The sequence below is a fragment of the Allobosea sp. 05T433 genome (genome assembly GCF_056396065.1).
Genome location: NZ_JBFTKS010000005.1, coordinates 222,497 through 240,703, shown reverse-complemented (window position 1 = coordinate 240,703; position 18,207 = coordinate 222,497). Strand labels below are relative to the sequence as shown.

The following is an 18,207-nucleotide window of genomic DNA, read 5'->3' as shown; positions in this document are numbered from 1 at the left end:
TAGAGCCTCGCGCCGGAAGATCAAGCGCCTGCGAGTTCGGCGAGGCGCTTGCTCATTGCACTGTCGGGGTCGGGAAGATCGGCAAGGACGGTGAAATGGTTCGCGCCGTCGATCTCGCCATACTGCGTCCTGACGCCTTCCAGGCCCCAGACATCGGTGATGCGGCGGCTCTGCTTCAGGTATTCATCGCTTTCGGCCCCGCCGACCACGGCGTCCATCAGCAATCCCGAGGGGGCCGGCCAGAACAATGGGCTCTCCCGCTCGGCCGATTCCATGTCGAGTCCGAGCGCCTTGTTGATGCTCGTCTCGGTCAGGGGCTTCAGGTTGTAGAGGCCGGAGATGCCATAGGCTGCCGGCACCAGCTGGTCCGGCAGGTCGGGGTCGACATTCTTCCAGTCGGTGGCGAGCAGGCAGGCGGCGAGATGCCCGCCCGCCGAATGGCCCGATGCGACGATCGGCCGGTTGAACTGCCGCCAGAGGGCCGCCGCCGCCTGCTGCAGCTCCCAGACGATGTGGCCGAGCTCGACCTGTGGGCAGAGATCGTAGCCCGTGACCGCCATGGGAACGCCGAGCCGGTTCACGCCGCGCGCCATATGCGAGAAATAGGAGCGGTCGAGCGCCTGCCAGTAGCCACCATGGATGAAGAGCACGATGGCGTTGCCCTTGACCGCCTCGGGCTTGAACAGGTCGTAATGTTGCCGCTCGCCCGGGCCATAGGAGATGCCGAGTTCGCTGACCGCGATACCGCGATAGGCCGCAGCGTCCGCCTGCCAGCCGGCAATGATTCCGGGATGCTCCGGCACGCGGGCGCGGTTATTGTATTCTGTCTCGTAATCCGTCGACATGGCTGGCTCGGCTTCTCCGGCTCTGCGGCTGCGGACCACGTCCTGAATCGCAGGCCACGCCAGTCTGCGCTATGGCTTTTGACAGGTCGAGCCGCAAACGCCACAAGGCTGGGCACCATGTGCATGGCCTCTGCGAGCCTGGAGATCGTTATGGAAAACCCCGTTCTTGCCGAGGTGATGCGCGGCGCCGTCGTCGAATCGCGCCATCGCGGCGCTGCAATCGTGGTCGATGCGGACGGCGCTGTGGTGCTTTCGCTGGGGGATGTCGAGCGCCCCGTGTTCCCGCGCTCGGCGGTGAAGGCGATCCAGGCCCTGCCGCTGTTCGAGAGCGGCGCTGCCGACCGCTACGGTTTGACCGAAGCCGAGATCGCGCTTGCCGTCGCCTCGCATTCCGGCGAGCCGGCTCATGCCGAAACCTCGCTCGGCATGCTGAGGAAGGCCGGTCGCGATGCCGGTTGCCTCGAATGCGGCGCGCATTGGCCGATGAACGAGGCTGCGGCGCGCGCCATTTCCAAGGCAGGCCAGGAACCGACCGCTCTCAACAACAACTGTTCGGGCAAGCATGCCGGTTTCGTCTGCCTGTCCTGCGGCCTGGATGAGGACCCGACCGGCTACGTCAAGGCCGGCCACGCCGTCCAGAAGGCGGTGCGCGGCGCGCTCGAAGAGGTGACAGGCGCGGCCCACTCCGCCGATCTCATGGGCACCGACGGCTGCTCGATTCCGACCTATGCCGTGCCGCTGACGTCGCTGGCGCTGGGCTTCGCCCGTCTCGGCTCCGGCCACGGGCTTGGGCCGAAGCGTGCCGAGGCCGCACTGCGCATCCGCAAGGCGGTCGCTGCTCACCCCTTCATGGTCGCGGGAACCGGCCGGTTCGACACGCGCGCGATGGAACTCCTGCGCGAGCGCATCTTCATCAAGACCGGCGCGGAAGGCGTCTATTGCGGCGCGATTCCGGAACTCGGGCTCGGCATTGCGCTGAAATGCGATGACGGGGCAGGGCGCGCGGCCGAGGTGGTGATGGCCTCGCTGATCGCGCGCTTCCTGCCGATGAGCGAGACGGAGGCGGCGAGCTTTGCGCCGCTGCGCGAAAGCGTCCTGAAGAACTGGAACGGCATCGAGGTCGGGCGCGTGAGGGCGGCAGCCAGCGCTTAAATCATCGGATCGGATATCGTATCCGGTCCGATCGTCTACCCTTTTGTGATCGCGTCGGCTTTCCTGAAGAACAGCTATCCACTTTCGGGCCGGTGCTTCAGCTCACCGCGTTGTTCTCGACACGGATGCCGGTCGCCCGCTTGTCAGCGCCTTGCGTCAGGTCGCCAGTGACGATCGTGCCGTATTCGGTGCCGAGGACGGCACCGAGCTTCGCGTCCGCAATGACATTGTTGGCGATCAGGGCGTTGCGTTCCTTCGGCACCAGCGAGACCGAGATGCCGATCCCGGTCTTGCGAACGATGTTGCCGGTGGCCACGAGGTTGCGCATGGCCCAGGACCAGCCGAGCGAGATGCCGACATCGCTGGCATTCTCCACGACATTGCCGGTCACGGCGGCCTCCGCCTCGACATGCACGCCCATGCCCCCGACCGGCTCCTTGCCTTTCGGGGCATAACCCTTCTGGGCGTTGCGGATGATGTTGTTGGCGACGACGGCGAGCCGCCCGCCATGGTCGAGATTGGTGACGTTTATGCCCATGGCGCAATCCTCCAGCAGATTGCCGCTGATGATGGCGCCCTCGAAGGCGAATTCCGAATAGAGCGCGGTCTCGCCGCAGCGCTTGCCCTGGTTGCCGATGATCTGCACGGTCGAACCGGAGTTGTTCCGGATGAAGGTCAGCGCGCAGTCGCGCAGGCTGTTGCTCTCGATGATGACACCGCCGGCGCGGAACAGGCTGATGCCGTTGCCATTAGGCCCGTCACCGCCGGAATCCGAACGGATGCGGTTGATCCGATTGCCGCGAATGAGCGACTGATCGTCGCCCGCCTGGCTGCGCCAGATCTGGATACCGTTATTGCCGCAATCCTCGATCTGGTTGCCTTCGATCGAGAGCCCGCGCGAATCGAGCGAGAACAGCGCCGATTCGCGCATGCTGCGAAACCTGCTGGCCTGGATCCGCCCCGCTGTTCGGGTCAGGACGAGGCCGACCGAGCCCGCATTGGCGAACTCGCATTCATTCAGGGTGAGCTCCAGGACCTCCTCGGCGGCCACAAGTCCGGCTCGCTCGCTGGCGCGGATGTCGAGCCCGTCGAGACTGAGCCCTGTCAGCGCCGTGCGCTTGATGCGGCGGGCGATGAGCAGCGGGCCTGCTTGCGCCGCGACGAGCTGCGTGGCGCCGGGGACACCGACCAGCCGTGAGCCCTCGGGCAGGATGACGTTGGACACGCGATAGCGCCCCGGCGGCAGCAGCAAGGGCGCGCCGCGCCTGGCCGCTTCCGCGAGCGCATTCTGAAGCGGCCGTGACTGATCGTCGGCGGAGCCGGGGCGCAGTCCGAAATGAGTAGCCTCCAGTCCGAGCTGACCGAGCGCGCGCGCCGGTTCGCTCCGCGGTGCCTGCTGTGCCGCCGCCGGAACAACGGATCCTGCTGTCCCAAAAACGGTCGCGGCCAGCAGGGAACGTCGAGAAATCGCCATGAGGGCCTCCATGACGCCGCAGGCTTACAAGCCGCGTGCCGGCCTGGTTGTGCCGTTTCAGGCCCGCGCGCCGGCCGGCCAGCCCCATCCGTCGCGATCACTCACCTCAAAGGCCGAGCGCCCGCGCGATCTCGTCGGCCGCCAGGGTGGGGTTGAGTTCTCCTGCCCCGACGGCTGCTTCAAGCGCGGGGGTCCGTGCCTTGAGGACGGGATCATGGCGGAGCCTGGCGCGCAGGCGGTCTTCGACCATGGCCCACATCCATTTGACGTCCTGCTGGCGACGCTTCTCCTGGATCAGGTTCCTCGCACCCATCCGCTGGCGATGATCCTCGACCTTCGCCCAGAGCGTGTCGAGCCCATCGCCCGTCAGCCCCGAGACCGTCACCACCGGAGTGGACCAGACGCTCGATACGGGAGCGAGAATGTGCAGGGCCGCGCGGTACTGCGCCGCTGCGGCCTTCGCCGCCACGGCTCCGGCGCCGTCCGCCTTGTTGACGGCGATCATGTCGGCGAGCTCGATGATGCCCTTCTTGATGCCCTGCAATTCGTCGCCGGCATTGGGCAGCATCAGCACGAGAAAGAAATCGGTGAGATCGGCGACCGCGGTCTCCGACTGGCCGACGCCCACCGTCTCGACCAGGATGACGTCGAAGCCGGCGGCCTCGCAGAGCAGCATCGTTTCGCGCGTCTTGGCTGCGACGCCACCGAGCGTGCCGGAAGACGGGGAGGGGCGGATATAGGCGCTGGGGTCGATGGCAAGGCGGGCCATCCGCGTCTTGTCACCCAGGATCGAACCGCCGCTCCGCGTCGAGGATGGATCGACCGCCAGCACGGCGACCTTGTGACCGAGCCCTGTCAGGTAGGTGCCGAGTGCATCGATGGTGGTCGACTTGCCGACCCCGGGAACGCCGGTGATGCCGACCCGGATCGATTTTCCGGTGTGCGGCAGCACCTGCTGGATCAGGGCATGGGCCTGCCTGCGATGATCGGCCCGGCGGGATTCCACGAGCGTGATGGCACGCGCCAGGGCCGCCCGTTCACCGGAGAGAATTGCATCGGCGAGGGTGGAGACGTCAGCCATGACAGGCACCTAGCAAGCCTTGGGCTCGGGCGACAAGCCGCGAGTTCGGTCATCACTGTGTCATCCGCGCCTCTTGAACATCCGCAACGTCAATGAGACGAGATCGGTCATGATGCGTGCGGCGTTCCGGGTTCGATTGATTGCGCTGGCCTTGCTGGCTCCACTTGGCCTCGCGGCATGCGGCGGCCCGCCCAGAGACCTGTCGCTCACCAGCGTCAATCCAGCCGATATCGTCGGGACCGTGCGGATTTTCGTGGCCTCGACCCGTGAGATGGGGGCGGAACCGCAATATTTCACCGGAGAACGGGGACAACACCTCTCCTTCGCCAAGATCGATATCTCGGTGCCGAAGGCGCACAAGTCGGGTGAGCTCGAGCTTCCCGGCAGCTACGGCAAGACCAACCCGGCCGAGCATTTCGCGGTGACTTCGGTGGAGCGGATCGACCTCTCCCCGATTGTCGCGCGCGTCCGGCGCGAGATCGCGGCAAGGCCGGCAAAGGAGCGCGAGGTCCTCGTCTTCGTTCACGGCTACAACACGAGCTTTGCCGATGCGGCCTATCGTTTCGCCCAGATCGTCCATGACTCGGATTTCAAGGGCGTGCCGGTGCTGTTCACCTGGCCCTCGCGCGGGCAGCTATTGGCCTACCCTTACGACCGGGAAAGCGCCTTCTATTCCCGCGATTTCCTCGAGATGAACCTGCGCGCGATCGCCAAGGACCTCGGTCCGAGCCGCATCGACATCCTCGCCCATTCCATGGGAACGCAGCTGACGCTGGAAACCCTGCGGCAGGCATCCATTCGCGGCGACGGCAATTTCGGCGGAAAGCTCCGCAACGTCATGTTGGCTGCGCCCGATGTCGATCTCGATGTGTTCAAGACCGTGATGCGCGAGATCAAGACGCCGGTGACGGTCTTTGTCTCGGCCGACGACAAGGCGCTCGAATTTTCGCGCCGCTTCGCCGGCGACAAGAAGCGCCTGGGGGCGATTTCCGCGAGCGACAAGGATACGGTCGCGGAGCTGGCGAAATCCGGGGTCGATATCATCGATCTGTCCGATGTTTCGACCAGCGACAATCTCAACCACGGCAAGTTCGCCGCCTCGCCCAAGGTCGTCCAGATGATCGGCAAGCGACTGCAGGCGGACAGGGGAATCGCAATGCGCGGCCCTCAATTCGGCGATCGCCTGGGCGATATCGCCGGCGGCGTGGTCGGCACCGTCGGCGGCACGCTGGAGCTCGTGGTCACGGCCCCGGCTGCGATTATCCAGCAATAGAGCGGCTGTTGCACCAGGGACACGCGCGAGCCTTGCGCGAAGATTGCTGCAAGGTTGCCCCATTATGGCCGCGTTAGCTTGGCCTTAAGGCCGGGCTGGCCATTTCCGCCCGCATTCCTGCAACACTGGAATTCTCGATCGCCCATGTCCGCTGCGCGGCACGCCCCTTCCCGTCGCTTCGTTGCGCTTGCAGCGCTGCTTTCGCTCGCATTGTCGGCCTGCGCGCAGACAGAGGCGGCGATCTCGCCATTCTCGGAAACGGCCCATGCGGAGTCGTCCCCTTTCGGCAGGGAGCCGGTGCTCCTGGTCGCGACCACGCGAAAGTCTCTCGGTGACCGCGAGCCGTTCTTCGGGCCGGATCGTGGCACGGGCCTGAGTTTCGCCGAAGCGCGGCTTTCCCCTCCGGGACGCGGGGTTGTCGCGGCGACCGTCGGCAGCGACTGGCGCGTCGTCGGTGTCAGCAACCGGACCTCGACCAATGCGGCCCGTGCCTTCGGCGAGGCTGCGACCGGGCGTGACGTGCTGCTCTACGTCCACGGCTATAACGAGACATTCGAATCCGCCGCCCGCAGCGCCGGGCAGCTTTCGCATGCGCTGAAGTTCCAGGGGCGCACCGCGCTCTTCACCTGGCCCTCCGGCGGCAAGCTCTTCGACTACGGCTATGACCGCGAGAGCGCGCTGTGGTCGCGCGAGGGCTTCGTCCAGGCCTTGCGCGCCCTCGTCGCCAACCCGACCGTGGGGCGCATCCACATCGTCGCGCATTCGATGGGCACATTCCTGACGCTGGAAGGCCTGCGGGAGCTCCGGGACTCCGCCGACGTCTCCTCGCAGATCGGCTCGATCGTCTTCGCATCGCCCGATATCGACATCGACGCGTTCGAGCAGACGGTCTCGCGGCTGGGTCCGCTTGCCCAGCGCATGACCCTGATCATCGACCCCGATGACAGGGCCCTCGCCATCTCCTCGCGTATCGCCGGTGGCGTGGCGCGGGCCGGCGCGGCCGAGCGCTCGCGGCTCGAGGCTCTGGGCGTGCGTGTCGCCGACACTTCCGGCCGCGGCTGGAGCATGCTGAGGCATGATCTGTTCCTGACGGACAGCGAAGTGACGCAGGTGGTGCGGCGCGCCATGGACCGTACAGGCTCCTGAGGCTTGCGGAGCGGTTCGTCTTGGGGGCAGCATCGCGCTGCCTTCAGGGGGACGTCGATGCCACGAGTGTTGTTGCGCGCTGCGTGCCTGCTTGTGCTCATGCCTCTGGCCGGGCAGGCGCATGACCTGACCCCGTTCCAGGAAGCCGGGCGCTCGCATGTCCTGCATGAGGACGTTTCGCCCACCGGTACCGAGACCATCAACATCGAGACCTATGTGCCGCAGGCCTGCGCCGACAAGCGCTGCCCACTGGTGATCTCGCTGCACGGACTGCTGCGCAACGCCGCGTCGGCGCGCGACAGCTGGGTCGAGGCGGCAGACCGGCACGGCCTGATCATTGCCGCCCCGCATTTCGACAAGGAGCGCTTTCCGACACGCCTCTATCAGCAGGGCGGAGTCCAGGGGGAGCCGGACCGGGCGAAATGGGTCTACTCGGTCATCGAGCGCTTCTATGACCAGGCCTTGAAGAGCAGTCGTGTCACGGACACGGGCTATGTGCTGTTTGGCCATTCAGCCGGGGCGCAGTTCGTCCACCGCATGGCGATCCTGATGCCGGAGGCGCGGTTCTCGACAGCGGTCACCGCCAATGCCGGCTACTACACATTGCCTGTCGGCAAAGAGGCGGCCGGCGGCTTCAGCTACCCCTATTCGCTCGACGGCACGCCGGCGACCGAGGCGAGCACGAAGGCCGCCCTCGCCAAACCGATGCTGATCATGCTGGGCGATCAGGATACCGACCCGGGCCACCCGCGACTCAACAAGTCCAGGGGCGCAGAGGCGCAAGGCTCCAACCGCTTCGCGCGTGGAGAGAATTTCACGCGAGTTGCAGCCGCAGAAGCCAAGCGCCTCGGTGTTGCAAGCCCATGGCGCGAAATCGTCGTGCCGGGCGTCGGTCATGAGCAGGGGAAGATGGCGAATGCGGCGGCGCAGGCGCTGTTTGGCGGCAGATAGGGCTCAGAGCGGTGGCAGGCCGTTGCGCTTCTTGATGGTCGCCATCGCGAAATTGGATTCGACCGAGTGGATGCATTTCAGCCGCGTGATTTTCTGCTTCAGGAAGCGCTCATAGCCCTCGATCCCGTCCGTCAGCACCCGCAAAAGGTAATCCTGAGACCCGGTCATCAGGTAGCACTCCGCGACCTCATTCCAGCTCTCGACGGCCTTCTCGAACTCGCTGATATGCTCCTGGGTCTGCTGGCTCAGGCGGATCGAGACAAAGACGCTGAAGGGTAGGCCATAGGCCTTGGGATCGACGACCGCGGCATAGCCCCTGATCACGCCCGTCTCTTCCAGTCGCTTCAGCCGGCGCAGGCAGGGCGTCGGCGACAGGCCGATCTTCTGCGACAGGTCCTGATTGGTGATGCGTCCGTCCTCCTGCAGCACGGCAAGCATACGGCGGTCTGTCGTATCGAGCATAAGATGCTCCTCGAATTCGATATCTGAGCAGGAAGATGCGCAAACGGGATGTAATCCCGACGGGATCATTCATGCAATGCCGCGCGGATCGGCCTAACCTGCCTTTCTGGTGCCGCAAGGTCGGCAGCCTGACCGGCAGAGGAGAGTGCGATGAGCCAGGACAATTATCACAAGGACCGCATCGCCAACCGCAAGCTCCATCCCGAGACGCTGATGATGGGCTATGGCTACTCGCCGGCGATGTCGGAGGGTTCGCTCAAGCCGCCGGTCTTCCTGACCTCGACCTTCGTTTTCGAGAGCGCGCAGCAGGGCAAGGATTTCTTCGACCTCACCTCGGGGCGCCGCCAGCTCAAGCCCGGCGAGAAGTCCGGCCTGGTCTATTCGCGCTTCAACCATCCGAACATGGAGATCCTCGAGGATCGCCTGGCAATCTGGGACGAGGCCGAACGCTGCGCGGTCTTCGCCAGCGGCATGGCGGCCATCGCAACGACCTGCTTCGCCTTCCTGCGCCCGGGCGACACCGTCATCCACAGCCGGCCGCTCTATGGCGGCACCGAGACGCTGCTGAAGAACCAGATGGGCGCCTTCGGGGTGACGCCTTTCGGCTTCACCGACGGCGTCGATGTCGCGCAGATGCGTGCGACCGCCAAGGCCGCTGCCGCCAAGGGGCGCGTCGGGATGATCCTGGTCGAGACGCCGGCCAACCCGACCAATGGGCTGGTCGATCTCGCAGCCTGCGCGATGATCGCCGACGAGCTCGAGAAGTCGCAGGGGCATCGCCCGCCCGTGGTGGTCGACAACACCATGCTCGGCCCGAAATTCCAGAAGCCGCTGCAGCATGGCGCCGATCTCTCGCTGCTGTCGCTCACCAAATATGTCGGCGGGCATAGCGATCTCGTCGGCGGCTCGATCAGCGGCAAGGATGCGCTCGTCCGCCAGGTCAAGGGCTGGCGCTCGTCGCTCGGCACGCAGCTTGATCCGAATTCCTGCTGGATGCTGATGCGTTCGCTGGAGACGCTCGACATCCGCATGAGCCGCGCCAACGAGAACGCCCGACTTGTGGCGGAGTATCTCGCGAGCCATCCCAAGGTTGCCAAGCTGCATTACCTTGGCGATCTGAAGGATGGCGATCCGCGCAAGCCGGTCTTCGACAAGCAATGCTCGGCGCCGGGCTCGACCTTCTCCTTCGACGTCAAGGGTGGCGAGAAGGAAGCGTTCGCGCTGCTCGACAATCTTCAGATCATGAAGCTCGCGGTCAGCCTCGGCGGCACGGAGACGCTCGTCTCGCATCCCGCCGCGATGACCCATTCGGGGGTCGCCCGCGAATTGCGGGAGGAGATCGGGCTCACCGATGCCCTGATCCGGATCTCGGTCGGCATCGAGAATATCGAGGACCTGATCTCGGATCTGGCGCAGGCCTTCGAGGCGGTCTGATCTGGAGCATCATGGCCGGTCTCGAACCGGCCATCCCTGCTTGCCAAATTGCGAGCATGCCGCGGCTGATTTGGCAGCATGCCGAGCGCGCCTAGACGCCCACTCTTCCCCAGCCCGGCAGCTTCAGCGCCGGCTGGCGGATGTCGAAGCCGGTGACGAGCCCAAGCAGATTGACCTCGACGCCTTCGACCCAGGCCAGCGTGATGCCGGCGACCCCGAAGAGCGAGACCTGGATGCCGGTGCGGCTCGGCGCCATGCCGAGGAACAGGCCGTCATCGCGCCAGTCCTTCCCGATCGCGGTCGGCGGCAGTGCGTGGGCGAGTTCGGGAATCTCGGCGAGCACGTGCTGCACGAAGCTGTTCGAATTGGGCCCCGGCCAGGCGGAATAGCTGCCTGACGTGCTATAGGCATAGCTCTGCACGGCCGCGCGAATGCGCGGAATCAGCGCCTCGGCGGCGGCGCCCTTCACCTCCGTCACCAGCTCCGGCACGTTGCCGAACCAGCGGCCATCGGCCTCGCGATGGTTGATGCGCACAGGATTGCCCCAGCCGACGACATCGAAGCGTGTATAGGCGCTCGCGCCCGCCTCCTTGACCACCAGCCAGGAATGATGCGCGAAGATCCCGCGCCAGCGCCCGACGCGGGCAGCGAAGACATGGATCGTCGCTTCGGGCACGGTTGCTGCGGCCGGCAGGAGCCTGGCGCTGGACCAGTCCGCCCGGCGCCAGTCGGCCGCGAGCGGCTGCAATTGCCACCAGGCCGCATGCGTCGCGACGGGCAGCAGGAAAAGGACGACAAAGAGAGCCAGGACGCGGCGCAGATGATGCATCGCAGGACGATAGTGAGCCCGATTGCGGCATCGCAAGAAAAGACACTGCGACATAACTTCACGAAAAGGTGGTTGAGGCTTGGCGGCAAGCTGATAGCGTGCCGCGCGCCGGGTGGAGATTCACCCGCTAAGGAGGGGCAGATTGGGTTCATCGGTACGGGGGCTGAAGGGCCTTGCGACAGCCATTGCGCTTGGATGGGCGCTGGTTTCGGGCACGGCCGCTAGCGCGCAGGACAAGCAGCTGCGCATTTTCAACTGGTCGGACTATGTCGATCCGGAGGTGCTTGATGCCTTCAAGAAGGAAACCGGCATCACAGTCGTCTACGACACCTTCGACCAGATGGAGACGGTCGAGACCAAGTTGCTCGCGGGCAAGACCGGCTATGACCTGATCGTGGTCACGGCCTCGTTTCTGCCGCGCCATATCCCGCTCAATCTCTACTCGCCGATCGATACGGCCAAGGTTCCGAACCTGAAGAACGCCTGGCCCGAGATTCAGCAACGGCTTTCGAAATATGATCCCGGCAACAAGTTTGCCGTGAACTACATGTGGGGCACGACCGGCATCGGCTACAACGTCGCCAAGATCAAGGAGCGGCTCGGCCCCGATGCAGTGATCGATTCCTGGCGCATCCTGTTCGAACCCGACCAGCTCAAGAAGCTCTCGAATTGCGGCGTGCACGTCCTCGATGCGGTCGAGGAGATGTTCCCGGCGGCGCTGCGCTATCTCGGCCTGAACCCGGATTCGAAGAACGAAGCGGATCTGAACAAGGCCGGCGAATTGCTGCGCAAGATCCGCCCGCACATCCAGAAATTCCATTCCTCGGAATACATCAACGCTCTCGCCAATGGCGATATCTGCCTCGCGGTCGGCTATTCCGGCGACATCCTGCAGGCGAAGAAGCGGGCGGAAGAGGCCAAGAACAAGGTCGAGATCGCCTATTCCATCCCGAAGGAAGGCGCGCTGATGTGGTTCGATTCCTTCGTCATTCCGAAGGATGCCGCCAATCCGGATGCCGCGCTGAAGTTCATAGATTTCGTCAACCGGCCCGAGATGGCGGCGAAGAATTCCGACTTCATCCAGTATGCCAATGGCAATATCGCTTCAAAACCGCTGCTTTCGGCGGCGGTGCGCGACAATCCCGGCATCTATCCCTCGGAAGCCGTGATGAGCCGGCTCTACACGATCACTCCCTACGATCAGAAGAGCCAGAGGGTGGTCAACCGGCTCTGGACCCGCATCAAGACCGGCAAATGAACGCGCGCGATGCCGGGGCTGCGGCTCCGCTCCGGGCGAAGCGCAAGGCTTCGCCCGGCAGCGTTCGCCGGGCCTTCCAGCCATGGAATGACCCGGCGGCAGAGCCGCTGGTGGTCTTCCGAAATGTCACCAAGCGCTTCGACATGGTGACGGCGGTCGACAACCTGTCGCTTGCGCTCTACCCGCGCGAATTCTTCGCGCTGCTCGGCGCGTCTGGATGCGGCAAGACCACATTGATGCGCATGCTGGCAGGGTTCGAGCAGCCGGATGCCGGCGAGATCCTGCTCGACGGCGTCGACATCACCGCCGTGCCGCCGCATCGCCGGCCGATCAACATGATGTTCCAGTCCTATGCGCTGTTCCCGCATCTCAGCGTCGGCGACAACATCGCCTATGGCCTGAGACGGGAAGGGCTGCCGCGCGAGGAGATCACGCGCCGCGTCGCCGAGATGCTGGCTCTGGTCAAGCTCGACGGGCTCGAGAAACGTCGCCCGGACCAGCTGTCCGGCGGCCAGCGCCAGCGCGTCGCATTGGCACGCTCGCTCGCCAAACGTCCGAAGCTCCTGCTGCTCGACGAGCCGATGGCGGCGCTCGATCGCAAGCTGCGCGAGTCGACGCAGTTCGAGCTGATGGATCTGCAGAGCGAACTCGGCCTCACCTTCATGGTCGTCACCCACGACCAGGACGAGGCGATGACCATGGCCGACCGCATGGCGGTGATGAACCATGGCCGGCTCGTCCAGATCGGCCCGCCCGATGAGATCTACGAGGCGCCGACCAGCCGCTACGTCGCGGAATTCGTCGGGGACATCAACATCCTCGAAGGTCGTGTGACATCCGTCGCCGGCGAGATCGTACGGGTCGAGACGGCGATGGCCGGCGCGGTCGAGCTCGACGAGGAGGCGGCCTCGCTTGCCACGGGAGAGACGATCTTCGTTGGCCTCAGGCCCGAAAAGATCACGCTCGGCCATGACGAGCCGGCGCAGGCGGCCAACAAGGTCGCCGGCGAGATCTGGGATATCGGCTATCTCGGCGATTTCACCATGGTGCAGGTGATGGTCGGCGGCGATGACGGGCAATTGCTCAAGGTTGCGCTTGCCAACCGCACCCGCCGGATCGACCGTCCCTTCGCCTGGGAGGACAGGGTCTGGCTCTCCTGGGATGTCGAGGCCGGGCTGGTCCTGCCGCCATGAGGACGGGGAATGCTTCGGCGCGCCGGCTCGGCCGCCTGGTCGTGGCCGTACCCTATCTCTGGCTGCTGCTGTTCTTCCTGGCGCCCTTTGCGATCGTCCTGCGCATGGCGTTCTCGGACGCCGCGACCGATCTGCCGCCCTATGCGCCGCATTTCCAGGGCTTCTCCCAGCTCGGCGAGTTCATTGCTGCGCTGGACCTCGAGAACTTCAAGCTCCTTGGTGACGACCCGCTCTACTGGCAGAGCTATCTTTACTCCCTGCGTATCGCCGCGCTGACGACGCTGATCGCGCTCGCGATCGGCTATCCCCTGGCCTATGCGATGGCGAGTGCGCCGAGGCGCTGGCAGGGCATCCTGCTGGTGCTGGTCATCCTGCCGTTCTGGACCTCCTTCCTGATCCGCGTCTACGCTTGGATCGGAATCCTGCGGCCCGACGGGCTGCTCGACACGGTCCTGACGGGCATGGGTGTGACGAGCGAGCCGCTGCGGTTGCTCAACACGGAAGCCGCCGTACTGATCGGCATGGTCTATTCCTACCTGCCCTTCATGGTGCTGCCGCTCTTCGCGACGCTGCAGAAGCTCGATCGCTCGCTGCTGGAGGCTGCCGCCGACCTCGGTGCCCCGGCATCGACCGCCTTCGCGACGGTGACGCTGCCCCTGTCCATCCCCGGCATCCTGGCGGGTTCGGCGCTTGTCTTCATTCCGGCGGTCGGCGAGTTCGTCATTCCCGATCTGCTCGGCGGCCCCGATACCGTGATGATCGGCAAGGTGCTCTGGAGCGAATTCTTCTCGAACCGCGACTGGCCGCTTGCCTCCGCCGTCGCGGTCGTCCTGCTGTTCGTGCTGGTCGCGCCGCTCGCTTTGCTGCAGCGGGCGCGGCTGACGCGGGGAGGGGCGGCATGAAGCGGCTCGGTCCCGGCTTGATCATGGCGCTGGTGGCGGGCTTCGCCTTTCTCTACCTGCCGATCCTCGCGCTCATCGCCTACTCCTTCAACGCCTCGCGGCTCGTGACGGTCTGGGGCGGGTTCTCGACGCATTGGTATGGCGCGCTGATGGCGAATGAGCCCTTGCTCACCGCAGCTTGGCTCAGCATCCGTCTCGCTTTCGTCTCGGCGACGGTCGCCACCGCGCTCGGGACCTTGGCCGCGCTGGCGCTCGCACGCTATGGCGCCTTTCGCGGGCGCACCCTGTTCTCCGGCATGGTGCTGGCGCCGCTGGTGATGCCGGAGGTGATCACCGGCCTGTCGCTGTTGCTACTCTTCGTCTCGGCGCAGGTAGAGCGCGGCTTCTGGACCGTCACGATCGCCCACGCCACCTTCAGCCTCGGCTTCGCCTGCATTGTCGTGCAGTCGCGGCTCGCCGGCTTCGACCGTTCGCTGGAGGAAGCGGCGCGCGATCTCGGCGCCACTCCTGTCGTCACCTTCTGGACCGTGACCCTGCCGCTGATCTGGCCGGCGGTCGCCGCCGCCTGGATGCTCGCCTTCACGCTCTCGCTCGACGATCTCGTGATTGCCAGCTTCACGACCGGGCCGGGCGCGACGACCCTGCCGATGCGGCTCTATTCGGCAGTCAGGCTGGGCGTCTCTCCTGAGATCAATGCGGCCTGCACGATCATGATCGGCGCAGTCGCGCTCGTCGTCATTGCGGCTTCCCTGCTCCTGAAGCGCGATCAAATGGCCAGCGCTTGAACGGCTGGTGAATAGCCCCCTCAAGGGCCGTTCAGACGGAACCTGCGAATGTCGGTGTCAGGCAAGGGGATCGCCCGGGCCGCCACACAGGATCAGGACCATGTTCCGCAAACTCGCCTCAGCCGGCCTCGCGACCTTCATCATCGGCGCTGCGACCCTGGGCGCGGCAAGCCTGGCGGGGACGGGCTCCGCCGCAGCCTTTGACGGCCGCTGGGATCGCTATCAGGAGCGCCCGGCCTATGGCTGGCGCCCGGCACCGCCCGCGTTCCACGGCTATTGGGGACAGCGTCAGTGGCGCCGCTTCGGCGAGGACGACCGGCGCTATGCCCGCCCTCGTCACTACGAGAGCTACGGCTACGGCTGGCGTTGATCTCGTGTAGCGACAGCTGGTGATCATGGCGCGGGCGCGGCTCTTCCAGCCGCGCCCGTCTGCTATTCCGCAGCGGTGCGCTGGCTGTAGCCGAGCCGCTGGTTGAGTTCCTCGAGCAGCTTCTCGGCCGCATCGGCGATCACGGTACCCGGCGGGAAGATCGCGCTCGCACCGGCTTCGATCAGCGCCTCGAAATCCTGGGGCGGGATCACGCCGCCAACCACGATCATGATGTCGGGCCGGCCGGCCTTGCCCAGCGCCGCCTTCAGCTCTGGCACCAGCGTCAGATGCCCGGCCGCCAGCGAGGAGACGCCGACGATATGGACGTCGTTCTCCACGGCCTGCCGCGCGGCTTCGTCCGGCGTCGCGAAAAGCGGTCCGATATCGACGTCGAAACCGAGATCGGCGAAGGCCGACGCGATCACCTTCTGACCGCGGTCATGCCCGTCCTGGCCCATCTTGGCGACGAGGATGCGCGGCCGGCGACCATCGGCCTCCTCGAAGGCTTCAGTCATCATCTGCACGCGTGTCACCGCCGGATTTTCCATGCCGACCTCCCGCTTGTAGACGCCGGAAATCGACTTGATCTCGGCCCGGTGCCGCCCGAAGACTGTCTCCATCGCCATGGAAATCTCGCCGACGGTCGCCTTGGCGCGGGCCGCCTTGACCGCGAGATCGAGCAGGTTGGCGTCGCCGGCGGCACCATGGGTGAGCGCCGTCAGCGCGGCTTGTGTCTCGGCTTCGTTTCGCTCGGCCTTGAGACGACGGAGCTTGTCGAGCTGCTGGGTGCGAACCGAGGCATTGTCGACCTTGAGCACATCGATCGAGGCCTCGTTCTCCGGCTTGAAGATATTGACCCCGATGATCGCCTGCTGCTTGCCGTCGATGCGCGCCTGGGTCTTGGCGGCTGCTTCCTCGATGCGCAGCTTCGGAATACCGGCCTCGATCGCCTTGGCCATGCCGCCGAGCGCCTCGACCTCCTGGATATGGGTCCAGGCCTTGGCCGCGAGTTCGGCGGTGAGCCGCTCGACATAGTAGGAACCGCCCCAGGGATCGATGATCCGGCTCGTGCCGCTCTCCTGCTGCAGCAGGATCTGGGTGTTGCGGGCGATCCGGGCGGAAAAGTCGGTCGGCAGCGCCAGCGCTTCGTCGAGCGCATTGGTGTGGAGCGACTGGGTGTGGCCCTGCGTCGCCGCCATCGCTTCGATCATCGTGCGCGGCACGTTGTTGAACACATCCTGCGCGGTCAGAGACCAGCCGGAGGTCTGGCAATGCGTGCGCAGCGGCAGGGATTTTTCGTTCTGGGCGCCGAAATCCTTGACGAGCTTGGCCCAGATCAGCCTGGCCGCGCGCAGCTTTGCCACTTCCATGAAGAAGTTCATGCCGATGGCCCAGAAGAAGGAGAGCCGCGGCGCGAAGACATCGACGCCGAGACCGGCCTGCTGCCCGGCGCGGATATACTCGACGCCATCGGCAAGCGTGTAGCCGAGTTCCAGGTCCTGCGTCGCTCCCGCCTCCTGCATGTGATAGCCGGAAATCGAGATCGAGTTGAATTTCGGCATGTTCGCCGAGGTATAGGCGAAGATGTCGCCGATGATCCGCATCGAGGGCGAGGGCGGGTAGATATAGGTGTTGCGGACCATGAACTCCTTGAGGATGTCGTTCTGGATGGTCCCCGAGAGCTTGGCCGCCGGCACGCCCTGTTCCTCGGCCGCGACGATATAGAGCGCAAGAACCGGCAGGACCGCGCCGTTCATCGTCATCGACACGCTCATCTGATCGAGCGGGATGCCGGAGAACAGCGTCCGCATGTCGTAGATCGAGTCGATCGCGACGCCTGCCATGCCGACATCGCCACCGACGCGCGGATGGTCGCTGTCATAACCGCGATGGGTCGCGAGATCGAAGGCGACCGAGAGCCCTTTCTGCCCGGCGGCGAGATTGCGCCGGTAGAAGGCGTTCGAATCCTCCGCCGTGGAGAAGCCGGCATATTGCCGGATGGTCCAGGGCTGGTTGACATACATGGTGGGGTAGGGGCCACGCAGATAGGGCGGCAGGCCCGGCAAGCTGTCGACGAAGCCAAGCCCGTCGCGGTCGGCCGCGCTATAGATGGCTTTGACCGGGATGCTCTCCGGCGTCAGCCAGGGCTCCATTGCCGGGGCCGGAACCAGGGCCGCTGCCGGGGTGCGATCGTCGAAGGCGAGCGTCGTGAAATCCGGGATCGCGGTCATGGCTTTCTCCCGTCGGTCCTGTCCCACCAATGGTGGAAATGATGCACCGGTCCATGGCCATGGCCAACCGGAACCTGGTCGGCGGCAGCGATGGCTGCCGAGATATAGGTCTTCGCCTGGCCGACCGCTTCGGGCAGCGCCAATCCCTTGGCCAGGCCGGACGCGATCGCCGAGGACAACGTGCAGCCGGTGCCGTGGGTATTGCGCGTATCATGGCGCGGCGCGCTGAAGCGCTGGCGCTGGCCTCCGGCCAGGAGCAACAGATCCGTGCTGGTCTCGCCGCTGCCATGCCCGCCCTTCAACAGCACGTTTTCGGCGCCGAAGCCGATCAGCCTCTCGGCCTGTTCGTCGATCGCCGCATCGCTTGTCGCCATCGCGGAGCCAAGCAGCGCCGCTGCTTCCGGCAGGTTGGGCGTGACCAGCGTCGCGAGCGGGAAGAGCAGGCGGCGGATGGCGTCAATGGCGTTGTCCTCGAGCAGACGAGCCCCTGAAGCAGCGACCATCACCGGGTCGAGCACGATGTTGCGTGCCTTGTGTCGAACCAGGCCCTCTGCAACCGTCGCGATCAGTTCGGCCGTGGCGAGCATGCCGATCTTCACCGCCGCCACGTCGAGATCGGAAAAGACGGCGTCGATCTGCTGGGCGACGAAACTGGCCGGTACGGCGTGGATGGCGGTGACGCCCGTGGTGTTCTGCGCGGTCAGCGCGACGATGACGCTGGCGCCATAGACCTGATGCGCCGCAAAAGTCTTGAGATCGGCCTGAATTCCGGCGCCGCCGCTGGAATCGGAGCCGGCAATGGTGAGGGCGATGGGCGTCAA

General features: G+C 65.5%; 17 protein-coding genes. 10 read left to right on the top strand and 7 right to left on the bottom strand.

The window, feature by feature from the left end; translation table 11 throughout:
* Positions 1-20: 20 nt before the first annotated feature.
* Positions 21-845, bottom strand: coding sequence for an alpha/beta hydrolase (locus AC1DGP_RS09280; RefSeq protein ID WP_476832026.1), 825 nt, complete (start codon positions 843-845; stop codon positions 21-23).
* Between the two features lie 150 nt (positions 846-995).
* On the opposite strand from AC1DGP_RS09280, the gene AC1DGP_RS09275 reads away from it, so the two are divergent.
* Complete coding sequence (locus AC1DGP_RS09275; RefSeq protein ID WP_441506627.1) at positions 996-1,997, top strand: asparaginase; 1,002 nt, start codon at positions 996-998, stop codon at positions 1,995-1,997.
* A 97-nt stretch (positions 1,998-2,094) separates the two neighbouring features.
* On the opposite strand, the gene AC1DGP_RS09270 is transcribed toward AC1DGP_RS09275, so the two are convergent.
* Together AC1DGP_RS09270 and meaB are read right to left on the bottom strand one after the other, a co-directional pair.
* Complete coding sequence (locus AC1DGP_RS09270) at positions 2,095-3,471, bottom strand: TIGR03808 family TAT-translocated repetitive protein (RefSeq protein ID WP_476832025.1); 1,377 nt, start codon at positions 3,469-3,471, stop codon at positions 2,095-2,097.
* Between the two features lie 106 nt (positions 3,472-3,577).
* Positions 3,578-4,552, bottom strand: coding sequence for a methylmalonyl Co-A mutase-associated GTPase MeaB (gene meaB / locus AC1DGP_RS09265; protein ID WP_441506625.1), 975 nt, complete (start codon positions 4,550-4,552; stop codon positions 3,578-3,580).
* Between the two features lie 109 nt (positions 4,553-4,661).
* Between meaB and AC1DGP_RS09260 the strand changes: the two genes are divergently transcribed.
* The 3 genes from AC1DGP_RS09260 to AC1DGP_RS09250 all read left to right on the top strand — a co-directional run bounded on the left by AC1DGP_RS09260 (position 4,662) and on the right by AC1DGP_RS09250 (position 7,922).
* Positions 4,662-5,825: an alpha/beta hydrolase gene (locus tag AC1DGP_RS09260; RefSeq protein WP_476769288.1), complete on the top strand. Its 1,164-nt coding sequence runs from the start codon at positions 4,662-4,664 to the stop codon at positions 5,823-5,825.
* Between the two features lie 144 nt (positions 5,826-5,969).
* Positions 5,970-6,971, top strand: a complete 1,002-nt coding sequence (locus tag AC1DGP_RS09255; protein WP_441489129.1) for an alpha/beta hydrolase — start codon at positions 5,970-5,972, stop codon at positions 6,969-6,971.
* A 57-nt stretch (positions 6,972-7,028) separates the two neighbouring features.
* On the top strand, positions 7,029-7,922 hold the full coding sequence (locus tag AC1DGP_RS09250) for an alpha/beta hydrolase family protein (RefSeq protein ID WP_476832024.1): 894 nt from the start codon (positions 7,029-7,031) through the stop codon (positions 7,920-7,922).
* A 3-nt stretch (positions 7,923-7,925) separates the two neighbouring features.
* Here AC1DGP_RS09250 and AC1DGP_RS09245 read toward each other — a convergent pair whose 3' ends face one another.
* Entirely contained in the window at positions 7,926-8,384 is a 459-nt protein-coding gene (locus tag AC1DGP_RS09245) for an Lrp/AsnC family transcriptional regulator (protein WP_441489131.1), read from the bottom strand.
* Positions 8,385-8,534: 150 nt separating this feature from the next.
* On the opposite strand from AC1DGP_RS09245, the gene AC1DGP_RS09240 reads away from it, so the two are divergent.
* Complete coding sequence (locus AC1DGP_RS09240; protein WP_441506622.1) at positions 8,535-9,818, top strand: cystathionine gamma-synthase family protein; 1,284 nt, start codon at positions 8,535-8,537, stop codon at positions 9,816-9,818.
* Positions 9,819-9,909: 91 nt separating this feature from the next.
* On the opposite strand, the gene AC1DGP_RS09235 is transcribed toward AC1DGP_RS09240, so the two are convergent.
* The gene (locus AC1DGP_RS09235) at positions 9,910-10,647 is read right to left on the bottom strand and encodes a DUF3750 domain-containing protein (protein WP_441506621.1); all 738 of its coding nucleotides are present in this window, start codon (positions 10,645-10,647) and stop codon (positions 9,910-9,912) included.
* A gap of 142 nt (positions 10,648-10,789) precedes the next feature.
* Between AC1DGP_RS09235 and AC1DGP_RS09230 the strand changes: the two genes are divergently transcribed.
* From AC1DGP_RS09230 to AC1DGP_RS09210, 5 genes are all read left to right on the top strand, one after another.
* Positions 10,790-11,905, top strand: a complete 1,116-nt coding sequence (locus AC1DGP_RS09230; RefSeq protein WP_476769290.1) for a polyamine ABC transporter substrate-binding protein — start codon at positions 10,790-10,792, stop codon at positions 11,903-11,905.
* Entirely contained in the window at positions 11,902-13,098 is a 1,197-nt protein-coding gene (locus AC1DGP_RS09225) for an ABC transporter ATP-binding protein (protein WP_441489133.1), read from the top strand. The genes AC1DGP_RS09230 and AC1DGP_RS09225 overlap by 4 nt, the downstream gene beginning before the upstream one ends.
* A 35-nt stretch (positions 13,099-13,133) precedes the next feature.
* Complete coding sequence (locus tag AC1DGP_RS09220) at positions 13,134-14,000, top strand: ABC transporter permease (protein ID WP_441506667.1); 867 nt, start codon at positions 13,134-13,136, stop codon at positions 13,998-14,000.
* A complete protein-coding gene (locus AC1DGP_RS09215; protein WP_441489134.1) occupies positions 13,997-14,785 on the top strand; it encodes an ABC transporter permease in 789 nt (262 codons plus the stop codon). The genes AC1DGP_RS09220 and AC1DGP_RS09215 overlap by 4 nt, the downstream gene beginning before the upstream one ends.
* Before the next feature lie 100 nt (positions 14,786-14,885).
* Positions 14,886-15,155 carry a hypothetical protein gene (locus AC1DGP_RS09210; RefSeq protein ID WP_069877276.1) on the top strand — a complete coding sequence of 90 codons (270 nt, stop codon included), beginning with the start codon at positions 14,886-14,888 and terminating at the stop codon, positions 15,153-15,155.
* A 62-nt stretch (positions 15,156-15,217) separates the two neighbouring features.
* Here AC1DGP_RS09210 and scpA read toward each other — a convergent pair whose 3' ends face one another.
* Positions 15,218-17,386 (bottom strand): methylmalonyl-CoA mutase, encoded by a 2,169-nt coding sequence (gene scpA / locus AC1DGP_RS09205; RefSeq protein ID WP_441506619.1) that lies wholly within the window; start codon positions 17,384-17,386, stop codon positions 15,218-15,220.
* Positions 17,383-18,207, bottom strand: a complete 825-nt coding sequence (gene thiD / locus AC1DGP_RS09200; protein ID WP_441489136.1) for a bifunctional hydroxymethylpyrimidine kinase/phosphomethylpyrimidine kinase — start codon at positions 18,205-18,207, stop codon at positions 17,383-17,385. The genes scpA and thiD overlap by 4 nt, the downstream gene beginning before the upstream one ends.